The sequence below is a fragment of the Bifidobacterium callitrichidarum genome (assembly GCF_003129905.1).
In the GTDB taxonomy this organism is placed as follows: Bacteria; Actinomycetota; Actinomycetes; order Actinomycetales; family Bifidobacteriaceae; genus Bifidobacterium; species Bifidobacterium callitrichidarum.
The window spans coordinates 1-24742 of sequence record NZ_QFFM01000022.1; the positions used below are offsets into that span (position 1 = coordinate 1).

The 24742-nt window shown below is 63.7% G+C and carries 15 protein-coding genes; 10 read left to right on the forward strand and 5 right to left on the reverse strand.

All coding sequences use genetic code 11. The annotated features are described in order from the left end of the window. Both DF196_RS13950 and DF196_RS09870 read right to left on the reverse strand, forming a co-directional pair. Positions 1–1347 (reverse strand): DUF6020 family protein (locus DF196_RS13950; RefSeq protein ID WP_421728483.1); only part of this gene is annotated, 1347 nt, incomplete at its 3' end. Positions 1348–1773: 426 nt separating this feature from the next. Then, positions 1774–2421 (reverse strand): YesL family protein, encoded by a 648-nt coding sequence (locus tag DF196_RS09870; RefSeq protein ID WP_109057662.1) that lies wholly within the window; start codon positions 2419–2421, stop codon positions 1774–1776. Positions 2422–2714: 293 nt separating this feature from the next. On the opposite strand from DF196_RS09870, the gene DF196_RS09875 reads away from it, so the two are divergent. From DF196_RS09875 to DF196_RS09920, 10 genes are all read left to right on the forward strand, one after another. Next, positions 2715–3755 (forward strand): ABC transporter permease, encoded by a 1041-nt coding sequence (locus DF196_RS09875; RefSeq protein ID WP_109057663.1) that lies wholly within the window; start codon positions 2715–2717, stop codon positions 3753–3755. A 43-nt stretch (positions 3756–3798) separates the two neighbouring features. After that, a complete protein-coding gene (locus DF196_RS09880) occupies positions 3799–4719 on the forward strand; it encodes a carbohydrate ABC transporter permease (protein ID WP_109057664.1) in 921 nt (306 codons plus the stop codon). Positions 4720–4928: 209 nt separating this feature from the next. Continuing rightward, the gene (locus DF196_RS09885) at positions 4929–6689 is read left to right on the forward strand and encodes an ABC transporter substrate-binding protein (protein WP_109057665.1); all 1761 of its coding nucleotides are present in this window, start codon (positions 4929–4931) and stop codon (positions 6687–6689) included. Between the two features lie 338 nt (positions 6690–7027). Next, positions 7028–7705, forward strand: a complete 678-nt coding sequence (locus DF196_RS09890) for an SGNH/GDSL hydrolase family protein (RefSeq protein WP_109057666.1) — start codon at positions 7028–7030, stop codon at positions 7703–7705. Beyond that, positions 7698–9173, forward strand: coding sequence for an alpha-L-fucosidase (locus DF196_RS09895; protein ID WP_109057667.1), 1476 nt, complete (start codon positions 7698–7700; stop codon positions 9171–9173). The genes DF196_RS09890 and DF196_RS09895 overlap by 8 nt, the downstream gene beginning before the upstream one ends. 53 nt (positions 9174–9226) lie before the next feature. Continuing rightward, positions 9227–11452 carry a beta-glucosidase gene (locus DF196_RS09900; RefSeq protein ID WP_109057668.1) on the forward strand — a complete coding sequence of 742 codons (2226 nt, stop codon included), beginning with the start codon at positions 9227–9229 and terminating at the stop codon, positions 11450–11452. A 731-nt stretch (positions 11453–12183) separates the two neighbouring features. Continuing rightward, a complete protein-coding gene (gene yicI / locus DF196_RS09905) occupies positions 12184–14223 on the forward strand; it encodes an alpha-xylosidase (protein WP_109057669.1) in 2040 nt (679 codons plus the stop codon). Positions 14224–14393: 170 nt separating this feature from the next. After that, positions 14394–15926 carry a glycoside hydrolase family 43 protein gene (locus DF196_RS09910; RefSeq protein ID WP_109057670.1) on the forward strand — a complete coding sequence of 511 codons (1533 nt, stop codon included), beginning with the start codon at positions 14394–14396 and terminating at the stop codon, positions 15924–15926. Between the two features lie 126 nt (positions 15927–16052). Further along, positions 16053–18209 (forward strand): beta-galactosidase, encoded by a 2157-nt coding sequence (locus DF196_RS09915; protein ID WP_109057671.1) that lies wholly within the window; start codon positions 16053–16055, stop codon positions 18207–18209. 396 nt (positions 18210–18605) lie between these two features. Next, positions 18606–19493 carry an ROK family protein gene (locus DF196_RS09920; RefSeq protein WP_109057672.1) on the forward strand — a complete coding sequence of 296 codons (888 nt, stop codon included), beginning with the start codon at positions 18606–18608 and terminating at the stop codon, positions 19491–19493. Between the two features lie 263 nt (positions 19494–19756). Here the strand turns inward: DF196_RS09920 and DF196_RS09925 are convergent, their stop codons facing one another. The 3 genes from DF196_RS09925 to DF196_RS09935 form a co-directional block, all read right to left on the reverse strand. Further along, positions 19757–20554 carry a TetR/AcrR family transcriptional regulator gene (locus DF196_RS09925; RefSeq protein ID WP_109057673.1) on the reverse strand — a complete coding sequence of 266 codons (798 nt, stop codon included), beginning with the start codon at positions 20552–20554 and terminating at the stop codon, positions 19757–19759. A 274-nt stretch (positions 20555–20828) separates the two neighbouring features. After that, positions 20829–21650: an alpha/beta hydrolase gene (locus tag DF196_RS09930; protein ID WP_109057674.1), complete on the reverse strand. Its 822-nt coding sequence runs from the start codon at positions 21648–21650 to the stop codon at positions 20829–20831. Between the two features lie 59 nt (positions 21651–21709). Next, a complete protein-coding gene (locus DF196_RS09935; protein ID WP_109057675.1) occupies positions 21710–24214 on the reverse strand; it encodes a glycoside hydrolase family 94 protein in 2505 nt (834 codons plus the stop codon). Positions 24215–24742: the final 528 nt, after the last annotated feature.

A 24742-nucleotide genomic window follows, 5' to 3' on the forward strand; every position in this document is an offset into this window, starting at 1 on the left:
GTGTATCCGCGACAGGCTCGCCTGATTGGTGGTAGCGGGGGAATCGTTCTGACGTTTGCGCTTGGTGCCGGCCGGACGCCAGGTCTGGACGAGCTCGTACCAGATGCCGAACCACCAGACGAAGGCGAAGGCGAACAACGGCGACTTGGTAATCGAAATCGTGGAGAACACCGCCAGCGGGCAGACCAGGAAGAACAAGAGGATCAGGAATCGTGCCCGGCCTCCGGCAAGCTTGGGGGTGGCGGAGGTGCCGGAGATACCGGAGATTGCCGAGGTGGCGACGCTATCGTCGGCAGCATCACGAGCGTCGGCGGCAGTGCTTCCGGAAGCGGGTGTTCCGGGTTTGCGGGTCATGGTTCCGCCGTCGGCGAGTCCGCCGATCCACGGACGGTTGAGGAACCGGTTCGCGGTGGCCGCGCAGCAGAACACGGCGAACAGCATCTGGACGGCGGCGAGGGCCACGATACCAGCGTCGTTCGAACCGGTCAGCGAGCGGGAGAACATCGCGACCGCGCCATAGACCACGGTGAGCACCACGTTATGCTGGTCGGTCAGGTAGGTGGGGTCGTCCGGCCACATGTAATGCGCGGTGGGGTAGATGTCCATCGGCACGAACGAGAAGAAGCCGATGTACGGCTGCTTCAGTCCGGTCCACTGGTTCCACGCCCAGCTGAACTCGCGGATCTGCGAGCGGATGTCCGCGCCGAACGCCGCCAGCAGGGTGGTGGGCGCCCATAGCCAGCCGAGGAAGAGAATCAGCGCAAGCTTCCAGAACCGATCCGTGCCGCGGATGATCCAGCGGTTCAGGAACACGAATCCCGTGGCGATGGCTGTGGTGATTTGCCGCGGGGAGATACGGAGGCGGGGACGGGGGCGGGAATCGGCGGAACGTTGGTGGGCGGTCGATTTGGGGGAGTCCGTTGCCGGGACTGCTTCGGATGTTGAACCGGAGTCGATCGGTGCGGCTGTGCCGGCTGTGGTGACGGTGCTTGCGTCAGTGGGGCCCGTCGATTCGGCGTCGCTGGGTTCGTCGCCGGACATGACAGTCGTCGTTGCTTCGGAATGCTGAGACGAGCGATGACGGGGAGTGAAGTACCGGCCAACGAACCGATGCCAACGTTCGCCAAGCATGGCGGGCAGCACCCGACCGGTGCCGGCGAACCGGACCAGCAGCAGGATGATGCCGAGATAGATGACGAACGAGCCCGCGAAGATGGCGGTGTTCGTCCAGTTCCAGTTGGCGATGGTGCCGTTCTCGAAGTCCCAGTACAACGGGCCGACCGCGGTGCACAGGGCCAGCCACAGGCAGGCCAGCACCGCCAGCGTCCACCGTGCGACTGCTCCCACACGGTGCCACGCGGGGTGCGCGTACGTGCGGGAGTCGGGGTGGTGCGATGCGGCGGCAGGCTTCGAGATGGCTGGTGACGTCATGTCAGTCAATGGTAGCCGCATACGCCAACTGCGATGCCGCGAGTGACTGTTGGGATGCGGGACGATCCGGCGATTGTGGTGTTTTGGGCACATTATCCCGCAGCTTGTCAGGTCACGGGTGCGGACGATATCGCGATAATGGCGGAATTCCGTGGATTTGCCGTTGTCGGGGTGTGAAATGAAACGTGTGGCAATCGTTTGACGTGCTTATGGGGGCAAGCGGATGCGGGACGATGCGCGAAAAATCGCGATATGCATCCATCGTCCCGCGCGGAACCTGCGTTAGCCGCTGAACGGCAAGGCGGGCGGACTCAAGAGGAGAGGGAGGGGAGTCCCCTCGAATCAGTCGTGGGCGTTGATGAAGGTGGGGCGCTCCACCGGGCCCATGCCGCCGTAGCGTTTGAATCCCCACAGGAAGACGAGCGACTTGGCGTAGGCACCCCAGGCGACGCCGAAGATTAGCACCAGCACGCGGATGAACGGAATGAAGTACGCCACCGCGAGCAGCAGCACGTCGATGGCGAGCAGCGCGAGCGTGCAGGGGAAGGCGCGCCAGGGGAACATTGCCGCCAGCTTCCACTGGGTGCCGAGCGGGTTCTCGAAACGGGCCTGCATGGGGAAGAGGTATTCGGCCGTGAGCGTTACGATCACCGCCGCAATAATAAGGACGACGAGCGGAACATATGAGATGTTGGCGTCCCACGCGCTCCAGAACGCGAGACCGAAGATGATGGCCGCCGCCAGCACCATGACGATGAGGCCGGAGATGAGCCCGTGCTTGAACTCGCGCTTGAACCGGCGCAGGTATTCATGGACGAGCCTGATGTCGTCGTGCTCGTCGTAGGCGAACATCGTGCTGTACAGCGCGGCGCGGGCCGGGCCGATGGTGACGACGGGGACCAGCGTGACCAGATAGACCAGGTTCAGTGCGGTGAAACGGACCAGGGTGTCCATGAACCGCCAGAACGGCGCATTGGTATTGAACTTCATCGTTCTCCTCCTGCTTTTGATGACGCTGTGATAAGTACTTCATTGCCGGTGCTCCAGCGGAGCGCGACACGCTTATTTATAAGTATATAAATAAAAATTTGATTGGTCGAATTCCGCGAGTTTCCAACGGTTTTCGGGCTCCTTTGACGTGCGTGAAGGGGGTATCGAGCATCCCCCGAGTTGACAGGGAAAATTCTTATTTATAAACTTATAAACAAGAGAAAAGAAGACGACGGGATGCGAAACGGATCGCACCCACGTGATCTTCGCTGCATTGCTTCAAAGGAGACAAGATGCAGAACGTTGCAACCACGGACGGCGAAGTCGGGCTTGCCGCGGACGGCACTGTGACCGCCGATGCCAAGCCGGCGCGCAACCGTCGTGATCGTCGCGCCGCCAACAAGGCGAAGAAGATGCTTCCCGGCACCGACTACAACAAGCGCCACGGCCTCAAGCTGTTCCTGCTCGTCGCGCCGCTGCTGGTCATGGTGGTGCTCTTCAGCTACCTGCCGCTGTTCGGCTGGATCTACGCCTTCTACGACTACCAGCCGCCGATCCCGCTGTCCGAGAGTGAGTTCGTGGGCCTGCAGTGGTTCCAGCTGCTGGTGCAGAACCCGGCGCAGCTCGCCAAGATCGGCCAGGTGCTCATGAACACCTTCGCCATGTCCGGTCTGAACATCCTGACCTCGTTCTTCCCGGTGATCTTCGCCATCGCTTTGAACGAGATCCGCGCCAAGTGGTTCAAGAACCTCATCCAGACGCTCACCACGCTGCCGAACTTCATCTCCTGGGTGCTCGTCTACTCGATCGCCTTCGCGATGTTCTCCTCCTCCGGCATGATCAACGAGCTGCTGCAGAACCTGCACCTGATCACTGAGCCCATCAAGTTCCTCGACTCCGGCGACCACATCTGGCTCAAGATGCTGCTGTGGAACCTGTGGAAGGGCCTCGGCTGGGGCTCCATCATGTACCTCGCAGGCATCGCCGGCATCGACCAGGAGCTGTACGAGGCCGCGCAGGTGGACGGCGCCAACCGCTTCCAGCAGATCATTCACGTGACCATCCCGCAGCTGCTGCCCACCTACTTCGTGCTGCTGATGCTCTCCATCTCCAACTTCCTCAACAACGGCATGGACCAGTACTACGTCTTCCAGAACAACTTCAACCAGAAGTGGATCGAAGTGCTCGACCTGTACGTGTACAACGTCGGCCTTGGCAACTCCAGCCTCTCCCTGGGTACCGCGATCTCCATCCTGAAGTCGCTGGTCTCCGTGGCGCTGCTGTTCATCGTCAACTGGCTGTCCAAGCGCACCCGCGGCGAGGGCATCGTCTGATCGCCCCAAGCAGAAGTCAACGCGAGATTTGTAAGGAATAATCATGGCAAAGCAGAAGTCAAGCGTCTCGCCGGCGATGCGTCGCACCACGGGTGAGAAGGTCTACAACGTATTCAACATCGTGGTGCTGTCCCTGTTCGCACTGATCTGCACCTACCCGTTCTACTACCTGATCATCAACTCGCTGTCCGACAACAACCTGTCGGCGGCCGGCGAGGTGACCTGGTGGTTCAAGGGCTTCCACCTGCAGAACTATAAGGACGTGCTGGCCCTGTCCGGCCTCGGCCGCGCCGCGTGGATCTCCTTGGCCCGTACCGTGATCGGCACCGCCCTCACCGTGCTCGCCAGCGCCTACCTGGGCTTCATGTTCACGCAGAAGAAGATGTGGGCCCGTTCGTTCTGGTACCGCTTCGTGGTCATCACGATGTACTTCAACGCCGGCCTGATCCCGATGTTCATCACGATGAAGAACCTCGGCCTGACCAACAACTTCTGGGTGTACATCCTGCCCGCCGTCGTTCAGCCGTTCAACATCATCCTGGTCAAGACCTACATCGAGTCCATCCCGAACTCCCTGCAGGAGGCCGCCGAGATGGACGGCGCCGGAACACTGACGATCTTCGGCAAGATCGTGCTGCCGATGTGCACGCCGATCCTGGCCACGGTCGCCATCTTCTCCGCCGTCGGACAGTGGAACTCCTTCCAGGACACGCTGATCTACATGACCGACGACAAGCTCTACTCCCTGCAGTACCTGCTGTACACCTACATCAACCAGGCGAGCGCACTGGCCAACGCGGCCAAGGCGAACGCGGCGAACGTGGCGGCCCTGGCCTCCGCGGCAACCCCGACCTCGATCCGCATGACGGTCTCCGTGATCGTGGTGCTCCCGATCATGTTCGTCTACCCGTTCTTCCAGCGCTTCTTCGTCAAGGGCATGATGCTGGGTGCGGTCAAGGGCTGAGCCGTTAAGCGGACAGTCCAGTGGACTGTCCGTAGGCTCAGCCTGAGCGAGGCGGTAGCCGAGCGAAGGTCGGATTGAGTCCGAGCGAAGCGAGGTCCGTTCTTGCAGGGGCCGAAGGCGATAACACAACGAAGCGGGGAACCCGCTAATACTTCTTAACCAATCGTTACAGGAAACAAAGGAACAAAAGAAACAAGGAGGTTTCCATTATGGAACTCAAGAAGAAGCTCACCTCGGTGCTGGCCGTCGGCCTGGCCGCGGCGATGACGTTCTCGCTGGCCGCCTGCGGCAGCGACACCGCGGCCGATGAGAAGGACGACGGTTCGCTGGTCACCATCGACGTGTTCGATTCGCTGGCCAACCAGCAGGGTGAGCAGAAGGGCTGGTTCGCCAAGATGGTGCAGGACAAGTTCAACCTGAAGCTCAACATCATCGCCCCGAACGTCTCCGGCGGCGACACCGTCTTCGACACCCGCGCCGCCTCCGGCTCCCTGGGCGACCTCATCATCACCAGCACCGGCAACGGCCGTCTGCAGAAGCTCGTCAAGGCCAACCTGGTCACCGACATGACGCCGTACTACAGCAAGATGACCAACGTCAAGAAGTACCAGAACGCGGTCGACTCCGTCACCAAGCAGGCCGGCAAGGATGGCGTGTGGGGCATTCCGCAGGGCGTCTCCTCCTCCGATCCGTCCAGCCCGAGCGAGGGCATGGAGCCCACCTCCGCCCCGTACATCCGCTGGGAGTACTACAAGGAGCTCGGCTACCCGCAGATCAAGGACCTCGACTCCTTCCTCGACGTGCTCAAGGACATGCAGGACCTGGCCCGCAAGGAAACCGGCCAGGATGACATCTACGCCTTCTCCCTGTTCAAGGATTGGGACGGCGACGTGATGAACAACGCCTCCGCCATCGTCAACTGGCTCGGCTACCAGGCCCAGGGCTCCGTGTTCGTGAGCGCCGACGGCAAGGACGTGCAGCCGGCCACCAAGGAGGGCGGCGTCTACGAGCAGGCCCTCGAGTTCCTCAACAAGGCCGAGCAGATGGGTCTCGTGGATCCCGAATCCACCACCCAGGATTGGGACACCATGCAGAACAAGGTGACCAACGGCAAGACCCTCGTCTCCATCTTCAGCTGGCTGGGCAAGCCGCGTATGAACTCCGATGAGAACAAGGCCAAGGGCGTGGGCTTCATGCTCGCCCCGCTGCAGACCATGAAGGTCTACTCCACCGGCTTCACCCCGGACGGTGACGGCTCCACCATCATCGCCATCGGCTCCAAGTCCAAGTACAAGGAGCGCATCGCCAAGTTCATCGACTGGCTGTACTCCTCCGAGGGCGTGTACGCCGCAGCCTCCAACGCCGGCGGTGCCGCCTGCCCGGAGAGCCTCGGCTGCTGGACCAAGGGCGATGACGGCAAGCCGCAGCTCACCGACTTCGGCAAGCAGGCCATGAACGGCGACCACGCGAACCTCAAGATCTCCGACAAGCTCGGCGGCGGCACCTACGACAGCGGCTTCTCCCTGCTGAACTTCAAGGCCGTGCAGCAGAACGACATCGACTCCGAGACCGGCGCCGCGTTCAACCCGCAGCTGTGGGAGTCCGAGGCCGACACCTCCGCTCTGTTCAAGGACTGGTCCGAGCACATGGGCGGCGCCACCAGCGACATCGACTACCTGCAGAAGAACAACCTGCTCGCCGTCGCCCCCGGTGCTTCCTACACCACCCCGCAGGAGGAGTCCACGGTCTCCGCCACCCGCAGCTCCATCAAGACCGAGGTCGTCAACGCCTCCTGGAACGCCCTGGTGGCCAAGTCCGACTCCGAGTTCGCCAAGGTGCTCAAGGACGCCCGCCAGCAGGTCAAGGATCTGGGCTACGACAGCGTGCTCAAGGTCGACGAGCAGAACGCCAAGGACTGGATCAAGGCCCGTCAGGAAGTCGTCAAGCAGTACAAGGCCGACTCCAAGTGATGATCTGATTCGGCTCCTCTAGGGGAGACGGGAACCCGGTTACGGGTTATACCGCAACTCCCCTCAGTCACACTTCGTGTGACAGCTCCCCTCGGGGAGGGGGAGCCGAGTCTGACCCCGCCAAAGACAACTTAGGCCTTTCCGATTGCGCGGTGGCCCCGCTCCTCCCCGGGCCACCGCGCAATTTTCATATCCACTCCTTCCGAATCCCACGATTTCCCGCGATCTCCCTTTCCAAACAACTCCTCTCTTTGGCTGCCCTCATCGAGGGGAGCTGTCACGCCGAACGTGACTGAGGGGAGCCACGAACACGACGCACCGTATCAAAGCGACTTATCATGCTGATCTTCCCGAAACACTCTCGCATCGTCTTCATGGGCGACTCCATCACCGACGCCGGCCGCGACCGCACCGCCTTCCCCGGCGGCTGGGGCTACGGCACCGGCTACGTGAACGCCCTGCACAACCTGCTCACCGCCGTCTACCCGGACCGCGCGCTGTGCACCATCAACTCCGGCGTCAGCGGCGACGACATCGTGGCGTTGGCGGACCGCTGGCAGCAGGACGTCATCGACCTCAAGCCCGACTACGTGTCCGTGATGGTCGGCGTCAACGACGCCTGGCGCTACTTCGACGGTCCGCTGTGGCAGGCCCGCCTCAACACCGTGGAGGACTTCGAGCGGATCTACGACGACCTGCTGACCCGAACCAAGGAGGCCCTGCCGGACCTCAAGGGCATCATCGTGATGCGCCCGTTCATGTTCGAGCCGAACCCGGCCGACCAGATGCGCGCCAAGATCGAGGAATTCGCCGCCGCATCGCAGCGCGTGGCCGAACGCCACGGCGCGATCTTCGTGGACACGCAGGCCGCCGTGGACCACTGGCTCACCCAGCTGCACGGCTGCCTGGCCAGCCAGGACCGCGTGCACCCGTACGAGCGCGGCGCGATGATCATCGCCCGTTCGTGGTGCCAGGCCGTGGGCTTCGATTGGAACAGGAGCACCTTCGATGATTGATCTCGAAACCATTGACCGCGTAATCGCGGAAGGCCCGTACGAGCCCACCTGGGAATCCCTGTCCAAGGTGCGGGTGCCAGGCTGGTTCCCGGACGCCAAATTCGGCATCTTCACCCACTGGGGCCTGTACACCGTGCCCGAATTCCGCAACGAATGGTATTCGCGCAACATGTACATCGAGGGCTATCCGGAATTCGACCATCACCGCGAGACCTTCGGCCCGCAGTCCGAGTTCGGCTACAAGGACTTCATCCCGATGTTCACCGCGTCCGGATTCGACGCCGACGAATGGCTCGACCTGTTCGCCCGCGCCGGCGCGCGCTACTACTTCCCGGTCTCCGAACACCACGACGGCTACCAGATGTACGCCAGCGAGATCTCGCACTGGAACACCGTCGAGACCGGCCCCCACCGCGACATCATCGGCGAACTGCGCGAGGCCACGCTGAAGCACGGCCTGCACTTCGCCACCAGCAACCACCGCGCCGAGCATTGGTGGTTCATGGGCCACGGCCGCGACTTCGACTCCGACGTGCGCGGCGCCGAAGCGGATGCCAAGGGCGGCTTCTACTGGCCCGCCAACCCCGAACCGGACAACCAGGACCTGTTCTCCGTGCCCAAGCCGAACGAGGAGTTCCTCGACGACTGGCTGCTGCGCGTGTGCGAGCTCATCGACAACTACCGTCCGGAGATGCTGTACTTCGACTGGTGGATCCAGCACAACGCCTTCAAGCCGTACATCAAGCGCCTCGCCGCGTTCTACTACAACCGCGGCGCCGAATGGGGCGTGCCGGTCATCATCTGCTACAAGGACGACGGCATGGCCTGGGGCGCCGGCCTGTTCGACGTGGAGCGCGGCGGCCTGTCCACCGCCACCCCGTACGTGTGGCAGACGGACACCGCCATCGCCCGCAACTCGTGGTGCTACACGAACTCGCTCGACTACAAGAACCTCGCCGAACTCATCGTGACCCTCGTGGATACCGTGAGCAAGAACGGCAATCTGCTGCTCAACGTGGGTCCGCGCGCCGACGGCTCCATCGCCCCGCACGACCGCGACCTGCTCGAATCCATCGGACGCTGGATGGACGCCAACGGCGAGGGCATCTACGGCACACGCCCGTGGAGGCTCGCCGAGGAAGGCCCCACGCACGCCGCCGACGGGTCGTTTGCCGACCAGACCGCCCTCGAATACACGGCCGCCGACTGGCGATTCACCGCCAAGGACGGCAGTGTATACGCCTTCTGCCTCAACCCGGCCGGAGCATCCGCGCTCACCAGCGCCACGTTCGCCGCCTACCACGACGGCATCCGCGCGCCGTTCCACGGCATCATCGCTGGCGTCGAACAGCTGGGCGCCGGGCCGGTGGCCTGGGAGCGCACCGCCGACGGGCTCGTCATCACGCCGGCCGAGCGGCCCGGAACCGAGGCGAACGTGCCAATCGGATTCAAGATCACCATCGCGTAAGTCATGAACGGGCGCGCGCCGCAGCGTGCCGCGAACCGAAGAAGGGAACACACATGACCACCATCACCGAAGCCAACAAGACCAAGGCGCGCGCCCTGCTCGCCGAGCTCACGCTGGACGAGAAGATCGACATGATCCACGCCGCCGGCCTCTTCCGCACCGAAGGCGTGCCGCGCCTAGGCATCCCACCGTTCAAGATGGACGACGGTCCGATGGGCCCGCGCGAGGAGCTGCACAACGACAACTGGGCACCGCTGTACAACACCCGCGACCGCGTGACCTACCTGCCCTCCGGCTCCGCCGTGGCCTCCACCTGGAACCGCGACCTGGCGCATGCCGCCGGCCAGGTGCTCGGCGCCGAAGCCCGCGGCCGCGGCAAGGACGTGATCTTGGGCCCCTCCATCAACATCAAGCGCAGCCCGCTGTGCGGCCGCAACTTCGAATACATGAGCGAGGACCCGTACCTGACCGGCGAGCAGGGCGTGGCGTTCATCAAGGGCGTGCAGGAGTCCGACGTTGCCGCCTGCGCCAAGCATTACGCAGCCAACAGCCAGGAGACCGACCGTCTCGAAGTGGACGAGACCATCAGCGAACGCGCGCTGCGTGAGATCTACCTGCCGGCCTTCGAGGATGCGGTCAAGCGCGGCGGCGTGCTCTCCCTGATGGGCGCGTACAACCTGGTCAACGGCGAGCAGTGCTGCGAATCGAAGCGCCTGCTCGACGACATTCTGCGTGACGAGTGGGGCTTCCGTGGCTTCGTGGTCTCCGATTGGAGCGCCGTCAAGCGCACCGTGGCCAGCGCCCGCGTGGGACTGGACGTGGAGATGTCCGTGACGCCGAACTTCGACGAATACTACTTCGCCAACCCGTTGCGCAAGGCCGTGGCCGCCGGTGAGGTGAGCGAGACGGACATCGACATCAAGGTGGAGCGCGTGCTCGCGGTGATGGACGCGCTGCACATGCTGCCCGATTCCGATGGCGATTCCGATGGCAGCCGTCCCGCCCGCAAGGCCGGCTCATACGCCACGCTCGCGCACGCGCAGGCCGCTCTCGACGTGGCCCGCGAATCCATCGTGCTGCTCAAGAACGACGCCGACGAATCCGGCCGCACGCTGCTGCCGCTGGACGAACACGCCCTGCGCCGCGTGCTGGTGGTGGGCGCCAACGCCGACCGCATCCACTCCAATGGCGGCGGCAGTGCCGTCATCAAGGCGCTGCACGAGGTCACGCCGATCCTGGGCCTCAACGGCCAGCTCGGCGGCAACGTGGAGATCGAATACGCGCTCGGCTACGACGCCAAGCAGGTGGTGCAGGACGACTCCTGGCAGGAGGAAAGCCTGGAGAACTCGGTGGGCTCCGCCTCCGACGACGCCGAACGCGCCGCCCACCTGCGCGAGGAGGCCGTGACGTTGGCCCGCGAGTATGCCGCGGCCGGCGACCCGGTGATCTTCGTGGGCGGACTCGACCACGAGCACGACCTCGAAGGCCGCGACCGCGAGAACATCGCCCTGCCGTACGGCCAGGACGAACTCATCTCGGCGCTGTTGGACGCCGCCCCGGACACGATTCTGGTGTTCGTGGCAGGCTCCCCGGTGGCCATGCCGTGGGCCGACCGCGCTCGCGCCATCGTCTGGAACTGGTACAACGGCTGCGAATCCGGCACTGCGCTCGCCGAAACACTGCTCGGCCGCGTCAACCCGAGCGGCCACCTGCCTGAGACGTTCCCGGTCGCCCTGGAGGACAGCCCGGCGCATGCTATCGGCACGTTCGGCCCCGGCCTGCACGTGCGCTACGACGAGGACATCTACGTGGGCTACCGCTACTTCTCCACCCGCGGCGTGCCGGTGCGCTTCCCGTTCGGCCATGGCCTGGGCTACACCACCTTCACCTACGCCGACCTCGACGTGCGCCGCGTGGACGGCGACGTGCGCATCGCGTTCACCGTGGAGAATACGGGCGATCGCGCCGGCAAGGCCGTGCCGCAGGTCTACTTCGGCCTCGAGGGCACCGGCGAGGACCGTCCGGCCAAGGAGCTGCGTGGATTCACCAAGGTCGCGCTGGAGCCGGGCGAGCGCCGTCAGGTGGAACTCGTGCTGCCCGCCGCCAAGGCCCTGCGCTACTGGTCCAACGAGGCGGGGGAGTACGCCCTCGCGCCGACCGCCCGTGTGTTTGTGGGCGAGTCCGTGGCCGATATCCGTCTGACCGGTGTGCTGGGTGCGTGCGATGCCGCTGATGCGGAAGTCACCGAATCGGTGGCGGACGTGGCCATCACCGCCTGACCTTGCGCCGTTGACTGCCGCGTAGGCCTGCTGTGGAATCGCGAAACCGATTCCGCGGCAGGCCTTTTCGTTTGGCTCTGTTAAACCAGACATGCCCTTATTCTTGGCTCCCCTTGTCAGGACATTGCCGCAAAGCAAACAGCGGAGCTGTTTGCAGGCAATGTGCGAGACGACAGTCGAGCCAGCAAAACACGAACGAAGTTCGTCCATAATTACAGGACGAGCTGGCGGCGAAGCCGACTGAGGGGTAATCCGGTGGAATTCATGTCAATCTTGGTTTAACAGAGCCTTTCGTTTCCCGGGCGCGAGTGGCGGGATGGCGGGCGATGCGGTGGGGCGGCGAGGTGGTGGGAAACCGTCACTATGTATGCGGCCGAACGAAGGGCTCGCATACATAGTGAGCCTTTTGCCCCGTGAACCGGCGTTATGTATGCGGGTGCATGGTTGGGCCGCATACATAGTGAGCCTTTTGCTTCATGGGCTGACGTTATGTAGGTGGGGGAAGTGATTGAACCGCATGCATAGCGCCGATTGATCCCCCGCCGATGACGTTGATGGGTGGCGTTTCCCCTTCGCGTGGTCGGTCGCCCCGCCGCGCAGTGCCACGTGCACGGCATCGCCGCCTGACCCGTCCGAAATACACCGCCGCTGGCGTGTCGGAACTTGTTATTTATAAACTTATAAATAAGATTGTTTTCAACAAACGTACTCGCAATGAAGGAGACGCGACAATGAAGTTCCTCAATGGTGGCTGGCTCGTCAAGGACGGCTTCGACGTCAAGTACGCTGCCAACGTATACACCGCGAACGTCGAGCCGAAGAAGCTCACCCTGTTCTGCCCGTTCGGCGTGCCGATCCATCACCCCGGCCAGACGCTCGATGGCGGCATCCTGACCATCGAGGTCACCTCCCCGCGCGAGGACATCATCACCACGCGCCTCATCAACTTCAAGAAGGACCGCAGCCACTGCCCGAAGTTCGCCCTCAACGAGTCCGACCCGGCCGTCGCCATTACCGAGGATGACGAGAAGTGGTCCTTCACTTCCGGCAAGCTGACCCTGGAGATCGCCAAGGGCGAGTCCATCGACTTCACCTACAAGTACGACGGCAAGGTCATCGCCCATTCCGGCTGGCGCGCCAAGGGCCTCGTCACCGATCCGGAAGGCCGTCTGCACGTCTCCGAGCAGCTCGACCTCGGCGTGGGCGAGAAGATTTACGGCCTGGGCGAGCGCTTCACCAACTTCGTCAAGAACGGCCAGACCGTCGACATCTGGAACGAGGACGGCGGCACCGGCACCGAGCAGGCGTACAAGAACATCCCGTTCTACCTGTCCAACAAGGGCTACGGCCTGTTCGTGGACAACCCCGGCAAGGTGAGCTTCGAGGTCGGCTCCGAGAAGGTCTCCCGCGTGCAGTTCTCCGTGCCCGGCGAGGAGATGAGCTACTCCGTCATCGGCGGTAAGGATTTGAAGGGCATCCTCAACACCTACACCGACCTGACCGGCAAGCCGCCGCTGGTGCCGGACTGGAGCTACGGCCTGTGGCTGTCCACCTCCTTCACCACCGACTACGACGAGAAGACCGTCATGGAGTTCGTGGACGGCATGGCCGAGCGCAACATCCCGCTGTCCGTCTTCCACTTCGACTGCCGCTGGATGAAGGAACTCGAGTGGTGCAACTTCGAGTGGGACGAGACCAAGTTCCCCGATCCGGAAGGCCTGCTCGCCAAACTGCATGAGCGCGGCCTCAAGGTGTGCGTGTGGATCAACAGCTACATCGGCCAGAAGTCCCCGCTGTTCGAGGAAGGCGCCAAGAAGGGCTACTTCATCAAGAACACCGACGGCTCCGTCTGGCAGTGGGACAAGTGGCAGGCCGGCATGGCCATCGTCGACTTCACCAACCCCGAGGCCACCAAGTGGTACCAGGACAAGCTCAAGCACCTTGTGGCCCAGGGCGTCGACTGCTTCAAGACCGACTTCGGCGAGCGCATCCCCACCGAGGGCGTCCAGTACTACGACGGCTCCGACCCCGAGCTCATGCACAACTACTACACGTACCTGTACAACAAGGCCGTGTACGACGTGCTCGTGGAGACCAAGGGTGCCGACGAGGCGATTCTGTTCGCCCGCTCCGCCACCGTGGGCGGCCAGCAGTTCCCGGTCCACTGGGGCGGTGACTGCTCCTCCAACTACCCGTCCATGGCCGAGTCCCTGCGCGCCGGCCTGAGCTTCGGCATGTCCGGCTTCGGCTACTGGAGCCATGACATCGCCGGCTTCGAGGACAAGCCCACCCCGGACCTGTTCAAGCGCTGGACCCAGTTCGGCCTGCTCTCCTCCCACTCCCGCTACCACGGCTCCACCGAGTACAAGGTGCCGTGGCTGTACGGCGACGAGGCCGTGGAGGTCTCCCGCGAGTTCACTGAGCTCAAGCTGCGCCTGAAGCCGTACCTGGAGGCGATGGCCAAGGAAACCCACGAGACCGGTGTGCCGATGATGCGTGCAATGGTGCTCGAGTTCCCGACCGACCCGGCCTGCGAGGACATCGACACCCAGTACATGCTGGGCGACGACCTGCTCGTGGCCCCGGTGTTCTCCGAGGACGGCACCGCGCGCTTCTATGTGCCGGACGCCGGCGGCGACCACGCCGGCGAGGCCTGGACCAACCTGCTGACCGGCAAGACCTACGAGCCGGGCAAGTGGTACACCGAGCAGTACGACTACCACACCCTGCCCGTGCTGGTCCGTCCCGGTTCCGACCCGCTCAACGCCTGAGTGCCCGCGCGAGTACCGCGTATACAAACATGGCTCCCCTCTTTGAGGGGAGCTGTCACCGTAGGTGACTGAAGGGAGCCGGCTATTTCTGATGATGGACTCCCCTCAGTCGCTTCGCGACAGCTCCCCTCAAAGAGGGGAGCCAAAAAACTGTATAAAAGGTTAGAATCATGACTCTGTTCAACGTTCAGCCGGCCCGCCGCATCGCCTCCGGCTTCCATCCGGACCCCACCATCTGCGAGACACCGCAGGGCACGTACCTGATGGTCAACAGCTCGTTCGAATACTTCCCCGGACTGCCGGTCTTCGAATCCGAGGACGGCGAACACTGGCATAAGATCGGCGACGCGATGAACCGCCCCGAGCAGTTCCCGTACGAGACGATGGACAACAGCCAGGGCATCTACGCACCCACCCTGCGCTGGCACGACGGCACGTACTACCTCATCGTGACCAACGTGAACAAGGGCAACATGATTCTCACCACCGAGGATCCGCACGCCGGCTGGTCCGACCCGATTTGGGTGGACGGCTGGCCCGGCATCGACCCGAGCCTGTTCTTCGACGACGACGGCACCGCCTACATCTGCGGCAACGAGGGCGGCGAACCGGACGAGAACGGCGAACGCGAACCCGCCGGCATCTACCTGTCGAAGATCGATGTCAACACCGGCACCGTGCTCACCAAGCGCCAGCGCATCTGCGGCGGTATCACCGGCTCCAATCCGGAAGGTCCGCACATGTACAAGCGCGGCGACACCTATTACCTCATGTGGGCCGAAGGCGGCACCGAATCCGGGCACATGGAAAACATCGCGCGTGCGTCGAGCCCGGAAGGCCCGTACGAGATGTACCCCGGCAACCCGCTGATCACCAACCGCTCCACGCACCTGACGCTGCAGGCCATCGGCCACTGCGACTGCGCGCACTTCGGTGACGATCGCACGCTCATGGTGTTCCACGGCACCCGCAACAACGACGAATACCCGGCCCAGGGCTGGATCGGCCGCGAGCCGTACGCCGTCTGGTTCGACTGGAAGGACGGTTGGCCGGAGCTCAAGGACCAGTCGTACGACTGCGAACTCAACGGCCACGGCGATTCGCTGGAGTCCGACGTCGAATGGATCACCCCCGGCATCGACGCGGATCGGCAGTACGTCGTCTCGTCCGGCCGTGCCGTCGCGGCATCCACCACCAACAACGTGACCATCGCCGTGCATGCGGCCGCGCAGTCGTTCGACCTGGCCCACGGAGCGCCGATGATCGGCACCCGTCAGACCGATCTGCGTTTCGAATTCGGTGCGACGCTGGCCGACGCCCGCACGCTGACCCTCGGCGAGGCGGGCGTCGCCGTGTACGCCAACAGCCGCCACTACCTGACCATCGCCGTGCGCGCGTCCGACGCCAACGGATTGATCCGGGTCAAGGCCACGGCCCACAATGCCGGACTCGCCACCGTGGTGGGTACGGTGGCCGTGCCCGCAAGCGCCAAACTGCGCCTGGTCGTGCGCGGTGACGAATCCGGATATGACTTCGCGGTGGCCAACACCAGCGCATTCGCGGGCGGCGAGCAACTGCTCGGCCACGTGCCCGGCAAACTGCTGAGCTTCACCAACGCGGGCGGATTCACCGGCATCCTGCTCGGCGTCTACGCCCACGGCAGCGGCGAAGCCACCTTCACCAACGTCCGTTACACGGTGTGATTGTTTTCTTGGCTCCCCTTGTCAGGGGAGCTGGCGGCGAAGCCGACTGAGGGTAGTTCTACGAGGCAATACTCGCAGTCGGACAAGTTTTCTATTGATTCGGCATCATTGCGCAAGGAGCAAGGCATGAAACCCCTATTCGACACCTTCCTGTTCGGCGGCGACTGGAACCCCGAACAGTGGCCCGAGGAGACGTGGGAACGCGACATCGAGATGCTCGAGGACGCGCACATCAACGAGGCCACCATCAACGTGTTTTCCTGGACGCTCCTGCAGCCCGGCGAGGACACCTACGACTTCACCATGCTGGATAGGATCGTGGCGCTGCTGGTCAAGCACCGTTTCAACATCGTGTTCGCCACCGGCACCGCCGCACTGCCCGCATGGATGGTGCGCGAACACCCCGAGATCATCCGCACCACGTTCGAGGGCAAGCGCCACGTGTTCGGCGGACGCCACAACTTCTGTCCGAACTCCGCCTACTTCCGCACCGTGTCCGGCAAGCTCGCCGGTGCGCTCGCCGAACGATACGCCGGCACCCCGGGACTCGCGGCCTGGCACATCGGCAACGAATACGGCGGCGGTGGCGGCCTGTGCTACTGCGAGGCTTGTGCTGCGGCCTTCCGCGACTGGCTCAAGGCCAAGTACGGTTCCGTCGAGGCGCTCAACAAGGCATGGTGCGCGAACTTCTGGAGCCACACCATCGTCGATTGGGCGGACGTGGTGCCGCCGGTGGGCTATGGCGACGGCATCGGATCCGACTGGGATCCGAGGAAGTGCGTGGTCTCCGGCCTGCTCATCGACTACCGCCGCTTCCAGAACGAATCACAGCTCGCCTGCTTCACGAACGAACGCGACGCCGTGCGCCGGTTCGACGCCGCGACGCCGATCACCACGAACCTCATGGGTACGTTCAAGGACCTCGACTACTTCACGTGGGGTCGCGAGATGGACGTGGTCAGCTGGGACAACTATCCGGGCATGGGTATGCCGGCCAGCCGCGTGGCCATGAACCACGACCTCATGCGCGCCGTGGGTGGTGGCAAGCCGTTCATGCTCATGGAACAGACGCCGAACCAGCAGAACTGGTTCCCGTACTGCAAGGTCAAGCGCCCCGGCGAGGTGGCCGCCTTGAGCTGGCAGGCCGTGGCGCACGGCGCGGACACCGTGCAGTTCTTCCAGATGCGCCAGTCAATCGGTGGGTGCGAACGTTTCCATGGTGCCGTGATTGCACACGATGGCACCGAGGATTCCCGCGTGTTCCGCGAGACCGCCGCGCTTGGCGAGGCGCTGGGCAAGGTGGCGCCGCGCATCATGGGCTCGAAGGTCCGCGCGCGCGTGGCCGTCATGTTCGACTGGGAGAGCTACTGGTCGCTCGAAGGCTGCGTGGGCCCCACCGCCGGGTTCGCCTACCCGGAGGAGGTCCATCGCTTCTACCGCGCGTTCAACCGCCGCAACATCGCCGTGGACATCATTCCCAGCACCACGTCCGCCGCCGAACTCGAGCGGTACTCCGTTGTGGCGGCGCCTGCGCTCATCATGGTCAAGCCTGGTGTGGCCGAAGCCGTCGAGACGTACGTGCGTGGCGGTGGTCGGTTCATCACCGGCTACATGTCCGGCATCCACGACGAACACGATTTGGTGATTCCGGGCGGCTACCCCGGACCGTTCCGCGCGCTCGCCGGCGTCTGGGCCGAGGAGATCGACGCCATCGCGCCGGGGGAGACGATTCCGGTGCGCTTCGGCGGCGCGGTGGACGATAAATCGGCGGTTGCCGGCGACTCTGGTGCCGTGTCCGAGGCTTCGAGCCATTGCTGCGGGAAGTGCGCGACCGGGAATGCCGCCGATACCGCGGACACCAAGAGTGACGCCAGCGGTGAGATCGTCGCCAGCATCATGCACCTGGAGGGCGCCCGCGTGCTCGCCACGTACGGCGGCGACGAGTTCTACGCCGGCACTCCGGCAGTCACTGCGAACGTGTGCGGCGAGGGTGAAACCTACTACGTTGGCACTCCGCTGGACGAAGCCGGCATGGACGTGCTTATCCAGCCGATCGTGGACGCTGCGGGACTGGAGCCGACCACGACCCCGGACGGCGTGGAGATCGCCGAACGGTACGCGGACGACGGGCGCACGTTCACGTTCGTCATCAACCTGACCGATCGCGAACAGCACGTCACGCTTCCCGCCCTGGCCGGTGCCGCCGACCTGCTGGCGAATGGCCGTACGATTGCCGCCGGCAACACCCTGGCCCCCTACCAGGTCATCGTGGCCGAACGATGAGCGTTTTCTGGCTCCCCTCTGAGGAACCGAACCGTAAAGCAGACAATCCGGCAGGCCATCCGCGGTTGTGGGCGGGTCACGACTATTCTCTGGCTCCCCTCTCTGAGGGGAGCTGTCGAACGGAGTGAGACTGAGGGGAGCCTGCCGGATAGTACTTCCCTCAGTCAGCTTCACTGACAGCTCACCTTCAGAGAAGCCGAACCAGAAAAGCGCAGTCGCGGACTGTCCGCAATTGCGGATGAGCCAGAAAAGGACCAATAATTTCAATCTTGTTAAACCGTCGATCAATAAGGGTTGGCAAGAACCGCTAAGCTACTGAGCAGAACGTTGCGTTCACGTTGTTGTGGATATCGCAGACGCAGCGGACGATACTCGGCGGCGAGTTAAGGAGGACACATGGACAGCAAGCGCGTGCTGACATTCGACGTGGGATACCGTTTCATCCGTCACGCCGTGGTGACCGACGGCATGCAGGACGTGCCCTCCGCCTTCGCCACACCCTCCGAGGATTCCGAAGCGCTGTTCGACGGCATCGCGAACGTGGTCCGCCAACAGGGCGAATCGTTGGACGGCATCTCGCTGAGTCTGCCCGGATTCGTGGATGTGAAGCGTCAACGCACCATCACCGGCGGGCCGGTCATCGCGCTGTACAAGCAGAACGTCGGCAAGGAACTGCGCCGCCGACTGGGCGACGACCTGCCCATCTGGGTGGAGAACGACGCGAACTGCGCCGCCATCGCTGAACGATACGCCGGCAACGCACGCAAGATGGACGACTTCGTGGTCTTCACCATCACCGATGCCGGCGTGGGCGGCGCACTGTTCCTGGACGGTCACATCCGCCGCGGACGCGACTGGCGTGCCGGCGAACTCGGCATGATGATCACCAACTACCAGACGGAAGGCGCGCGCTCGCTGCACGAATACTCGTCTACGGACACGCTCAACAAGCGGTACGCCGCGAAATTCGGAGGCCCGTCCGAGATCGTGGTGCCCTCCAGTCTGTTGCGCCGCATGGATGATCCGGAAGTACGCGGCATCGTGGAGGAATGGGCTCAGTACATCGCCGTGGGCATCTACAACGTGGTGGTCTCGCTGGACCCGGAATGCGTGCTGCTCGGCGGCGCCATCTGTCAGGAGACCGCGTTCCTGCCGCTCGTGCAGCGCTCACTGGAGGAGATCCCGTACTGGAAGGACTTCGCCACGCCCATCAAGCGCTGCCGCAACGTGAGCTATGCGGGCCTCTTGGGCGCGTACTACGCCTTTGTGAATGAAGTGAAGTGATTGGGGCGGCATCGGCCTGTGGCCGATAGATTCTCCCGCAGCCTGTGGCTGCTCCGCTGCTCTCCCTCCGGCGCTTCGCGCCACCTCCCTCGCCAGAGGGAGGCAAGACTTATATCAGATAGAATTTGGCTCACTTTGAAGGGGCATTGCCGTAAAGCAACATGGCGGAGCTGGAGGCGAAGCTACTGAAGGCGAAGGCTGCGGAAAATACGGTATCGGAAATACGGTATTGGCGTAAGACCGATTCGATTCGGCCGATTCGTTTAGTTTTCGCGGGCTGCGAGGGTGAGCGGCAGGAGGCATTGCTTGCTGGCCGGATCGTATTCGGATGGGTCACGGAAGCCCTTCCACACGTTCTCCGGGAAGATTTCGTCGGAGAACGCCATCCACTCCTCCAGCAGGTTCACGGAATGGTCGGCGAGCCAGCGGTACTGCAGGCCGTCCATCGCGGACATCGCGAGCGTATAGAGGTGGTAGAACCGCTCCTCGTCGTATGCGTCCGGCAGAATCCAGTTCATCGATCCGATCTGCTCCCAATTGCGCAGGTGACGGCCGATGAAGAAGCGGTGTGCGGGATGCGCCGGATTCAGCGCCTCGCCGTTGAGCATCGAAAACAGCTGCACCATTTCCGGGCGCTGCAGGTTGTAGAGCACCACGTTGATGCAGTAGCGGGGGAAGCAATAGCAGTAGTGGCCGTCGAAATCGGTCACGGTGGAGGTGATGGCGTTGTACTCGTCCGCCTCGGGGGTGTCGTAGCCCTCGGCGAGCACCATGTTGAGCAGCTCGTTCTTCGAGCGGATGTAATGGTAGAGCGCCGCCTCGGTGATGCCGATTTCGTCGGCGATATCCTGCAGGGACATGCCCCAGAAGCCCTTGGATGCGATGACCTTGACCGCGGCCTGCATGATCTGCAGATGTCGCTCCTCGGGGCTCATGCGCTTGCGCTTTTCGAAGGTGGTACCGGCCGTGGTATCCCTCACCATGGCCTGGTGGGTGGTCCGTGAAGCCGCGGGCCAGCTGCTCTGGTCCTTCAGGAACTGTTCCCATGCTGCGACAGGCATTGGTGACCTCCCTCCTTCGTGGGGATGTGTGCGCTCACATTGTGCAATAGTCTACCGCGCGCGGTAGCGGTGGTTTTGGCGGTGATGGCTGAGATCAGTGTCAAATGATCTGGCTCCCTTTCTGAGGACATTGCCGTGAAGCGAGCAGCGGAGCTGTTTGTAGGCAATGTGCGAGACGACAGTCGGGCCAATACACCGCGAACGAAGTTCGTCGTTAATTGCAGGACGAACTGGCGGCGAAGCCGACTGAGGGGAACCAGATCATATCTATCAATCAGCCGAAGAGACGGCCGAGCCAGTCGATGGCGAGCTCGGGCCAGACCTGGATGCAGGGGAAGATGTTGCCCTTGCCGCCCCATGCGGTCTCGGCGGTGCCGAGTGCGAGGCCGTGGCCGCCTTCGGGGAAGAGATGGGCCTCGACCGGCACACCGGCAGCCTTGCAGGCGGAGATGAGCATCAGGGTGTTCTCCATCGGCACGCAGTCGTCGGGCACGGTGTGCCAGGCGAACACGGGCGGGGTCTTGGCGTCGATGTGCTTTTCGATGGAGAGCTTGTCGAGCCAGTCCTGGTCGTCCTTGCGATCCGGGCCGAGCAGCGAATCGAAGCTGCCGCGGTGGGCGAGCGGACCGGAGGTGACCACGGGGTAGCCGAGCATGAGCGCGTTCGGACGCACCTCGTCCGGGTCGTAGCCGTGCGCCCGCTCGTCCTCGTCGCCCGCGGTGGTGGCAAGGTTCGCGGCGAGATGGCCGCCGGCGGAGAATCCGATCACGGCGATGCGCTCGGGATCGGTGTGCCATTCGTCGGCGTGCGTGCGGATGAGTCGCATGGCCTCTGCGGCCTCGAGCAGGGCGGTGGGGTAGAGGCTGGGCTTGCAGGAGTAGCGCAGCACGAATGCGTTGTAGCCCGCGCCCACGAACTTGAGGGCGATCGGCTCGGCCTCGCGGTCGGAGGTCATTTCGTAGCCGCCGCCGGGGATGACAAGCACGGCCGGGCGCTGGCGGTTCGGGTCGACCTCGGGGCTGTTGTCGATGACGTAGCCGGTGAAGTGGGCCGGGGTGCCGTCGATGCCGGTGATGGTCTGGTCGATGTATTGCATGGGTTTCCTTTGGGATATGTTGTGACTCCCCTCAAAGAGGGGAGCCACGAACGGACGAATCAGAACGTGACGCTGACGTCCACGGTAGTCGTGCCGGCGGCCGGGACGGGCACCACGGTGCCGTTGACGGGCTGACCATCGACCGTGAGCGTGCGCTGGCCGGTGCGCTTGAGGGTGATGTGGTAGGTCGTGCCACGGTAGACGCGGGTGACGGTCAGATCGGTGTACTCGGCGGGCAGGTGGGGTTCGATGGCAAGGCCGTCCAGGGTCGGGCGGATGCCGAGGAGGTACTGGGAGACGTCCACGAACGTCCATGCGGCGGTGCCGGTGAGCCAGGAGTTCTTGCCCTCGCCCGGGATCGCGGCCTCGGGACCGGCGACCATCTGGCAGTACACGTAGGGCTCCACCTTGCGGATGTCGGACTTGTCCTCGAGCCATGCGGGGCAGTTGCGGCGGTACACGTTGAAGGCTTCCTCGTCGTTGCCGGCGAGGGCGTTGGCGATGGAGACCCACGGGTTGTTGTGGCAGAAGATGCCGCCGTTCTCCTTGTAGCCGCGCGGATAGGTGGAGATCTCGCCAAGCTCGATGCGGTAGGTGGAGTACGCGGGCGCGAGGATCGCGGTGCCCCACTCGCAGGTCAGGCGGTCACGCACGGACTTGAGCGCGGCCTGTGCCTTGCCGTCGTCCAGGCCGATGCCGGCCATGACGCACATGCCCTGCGGCTCGATGTAGATCTGGCCCTCGGTGTCGGTGTGCGAGCCGACCGGGCGGGAGTAGGCATCGTAGGCGCGTACGAACCATTCGCCGTCCCAACCGGCGGTCTTAACGGCCTCGGTCATGTCGTCGATGGCGGTGCGAACGTTCGCGGCCTCGGCGGCCACTTCGTCGGCGCTCATGCCGGTCGCCTCGCCGTAGTGCTCGAGGATGTCGGCGTACTGGCCGCCGTAGAGCACGAACATGCCGCCGATGAACACGGATTCGGCCACGCCGGTGTCGTTGTTCTCCACGGTCTGGAAGTTCTCGCCCGGGGTGGCGGAGAAGCAGTTGAGGTTGAGGCAGTCGTTCCAGTCGGCGCGGCCGATGAGCGGCAGCTTGTGCGGGCCGAGGTGGGTCATCGTGAAGTTCGCGGAACGGCGCAGGTGTTCGAGCAGCGGGACCTCGGATCCCTCGACGTTGTTGAACGGGACCGGTTCGGTGAGAATCGAGGCGTCGCCGGTCTCGGCCAGGTAGGCGTTCACGCCGGCGATGAGCCACAGCGGGTCGTCGTTGAAGCCGCCGCCGATGTCCGCATTGCCCTTCTTGGTCAGGGGCTGGTACTGGTGCCAGGCGGAGCCGTCCTCCATCTGGGTGGAGGCGATGTCGATGATGCGCTCGCGGGCGCGTTCGGGCACGAGGTGCACGAAGCCGAGCAGGTCCTGGTTGGAGTCGCGGAAGCCCATGCCGCGGCCCATGCCGGACTCGTAGTAGGACGCGGAGCGGGACATGTTGAACGTGACCATGCACTGGTACTGGTGCCAGATGTTGACCATGCGGTCCAGGCGTTCGTCGCCGGACTCGACGCTGTAGATGCTCAGCAGGCCGTTCCAGTAGTCCTTGAGCTCGGCGAGCGCGGCCTCGACCTTATCGGTCGTGTCGAAGCGGGCGAACAGTTCGTGCGCGGGCTTCTTGTTGATGATGCCGACCTTGGCCGGGTCGTTCGGGTCCTCCCACTTCTGGTCGTTCGGCACCTCGATGTAGCCGAGAGTGAACACCAGCGACTTGGTCTCGCCGGGGGCGATTGTGACGCGCACGCGGTTCGCGGCGATCGGGTACCAGCCGTGGGCCACGGAATCGTGGGCCTTGCCCTCGGCGATGACCTGCGGGGTGTCCCAGCCGTTGAACTGGCCCAGGAACTCGTCGCGGCTCGTGTCGAAGCCGACGACCGGCGCGTTCACGCCGAAGAATGCGTAATGGTTGCGGCGCTCCTTGAATTCGGTCTTGTGGTAGAGCAGGGTGGAGTCCTCGCGGCGCTCGACCTCGACTTCGCCGGTGGACAGATTGCGCTGGAAGTTGCTGGAGTCGTCCACCGCGTTCCACAGGCACCATTCGACCAGGCCGGTCACGTCCACGGTCTTCGGGGCGCCGTTGATGTTGGTGATGTCGAGGCGGTTGATTTCGGCCGCGGTGTGCAGCGGCACGAACGCGGTCAGCTCGGTGCGGATGCCGGACTTGGTGGCCTCGAAGACGGTGTAGCCGATGCCGTGACGGCACTTGTAGCTGTCAAGCGGGGTCTTGACGGGCAGGAAGGTGGGGGAGAAGGTCTCGACCGGCGTCGCGTCCGCGCCCTCGCCGCTCATGATGCTCACGTAGTAGTTGCGTGCGCCGTTGTCGAACGGGACGTTGTTGTAGCGGTAGCGGGTGATGCGGCGCAGCTTGGCGTCCTTGTAGAACGAGTAGCCGCCGCCGGTGTTGGAGATCAGCGAGAAGAAGTCCTCGTTGCCCAGGTAGTTGATCCACGGCAGGGGGGTGGCGGGGGTCTCGATTACGTACTCGCGGTTCGCATCATCAAAATGACCGTATCGCATGGGTTTCCTTTCGGCTGCTTCGTTGCTGCTGTGGCGCCGTCGGAGCCTTGCCGCGGTGCCGTGCATCTGTGCGTACGTCATCAGCATAGCACTTATTTATAAGGTTATAAATAAGGCGTGTGTGAGGAGTGCTTGTGATTGATGGATATGCATAGGTGACGGGCTGGGCCGGGTTGCTGGCGGTGGGCTGAGCTGGGGCGCTGGCGGTGGTTGCGGTGTCGGCGGGCCGCGGGTGGCGCGAGGTTGAGGCGGCGTGTGCCCTGCTTGCGGTCTTTTCGATACAGAAGGGAGCGTCTTCTATGGCGAAAGGACCGTCAATCGCGGCGTCCGCGGTCTTTTCAGTACAGCAGACCCTCGTTCCTGTACTGAAAGGACCGCGAATACCTGGATTTGAGGTCCTTTCAGTACAGGAACCAGCCGTTGCTATGCGGAAAAGACCTCTGGAAGACGGATTCGCGCCCGGAGCCTGACGGCTCGGCGGCCCTGGCTGGTGGGGTTCGTGCGGCCCCGCCGGCTTGATGTGACGAA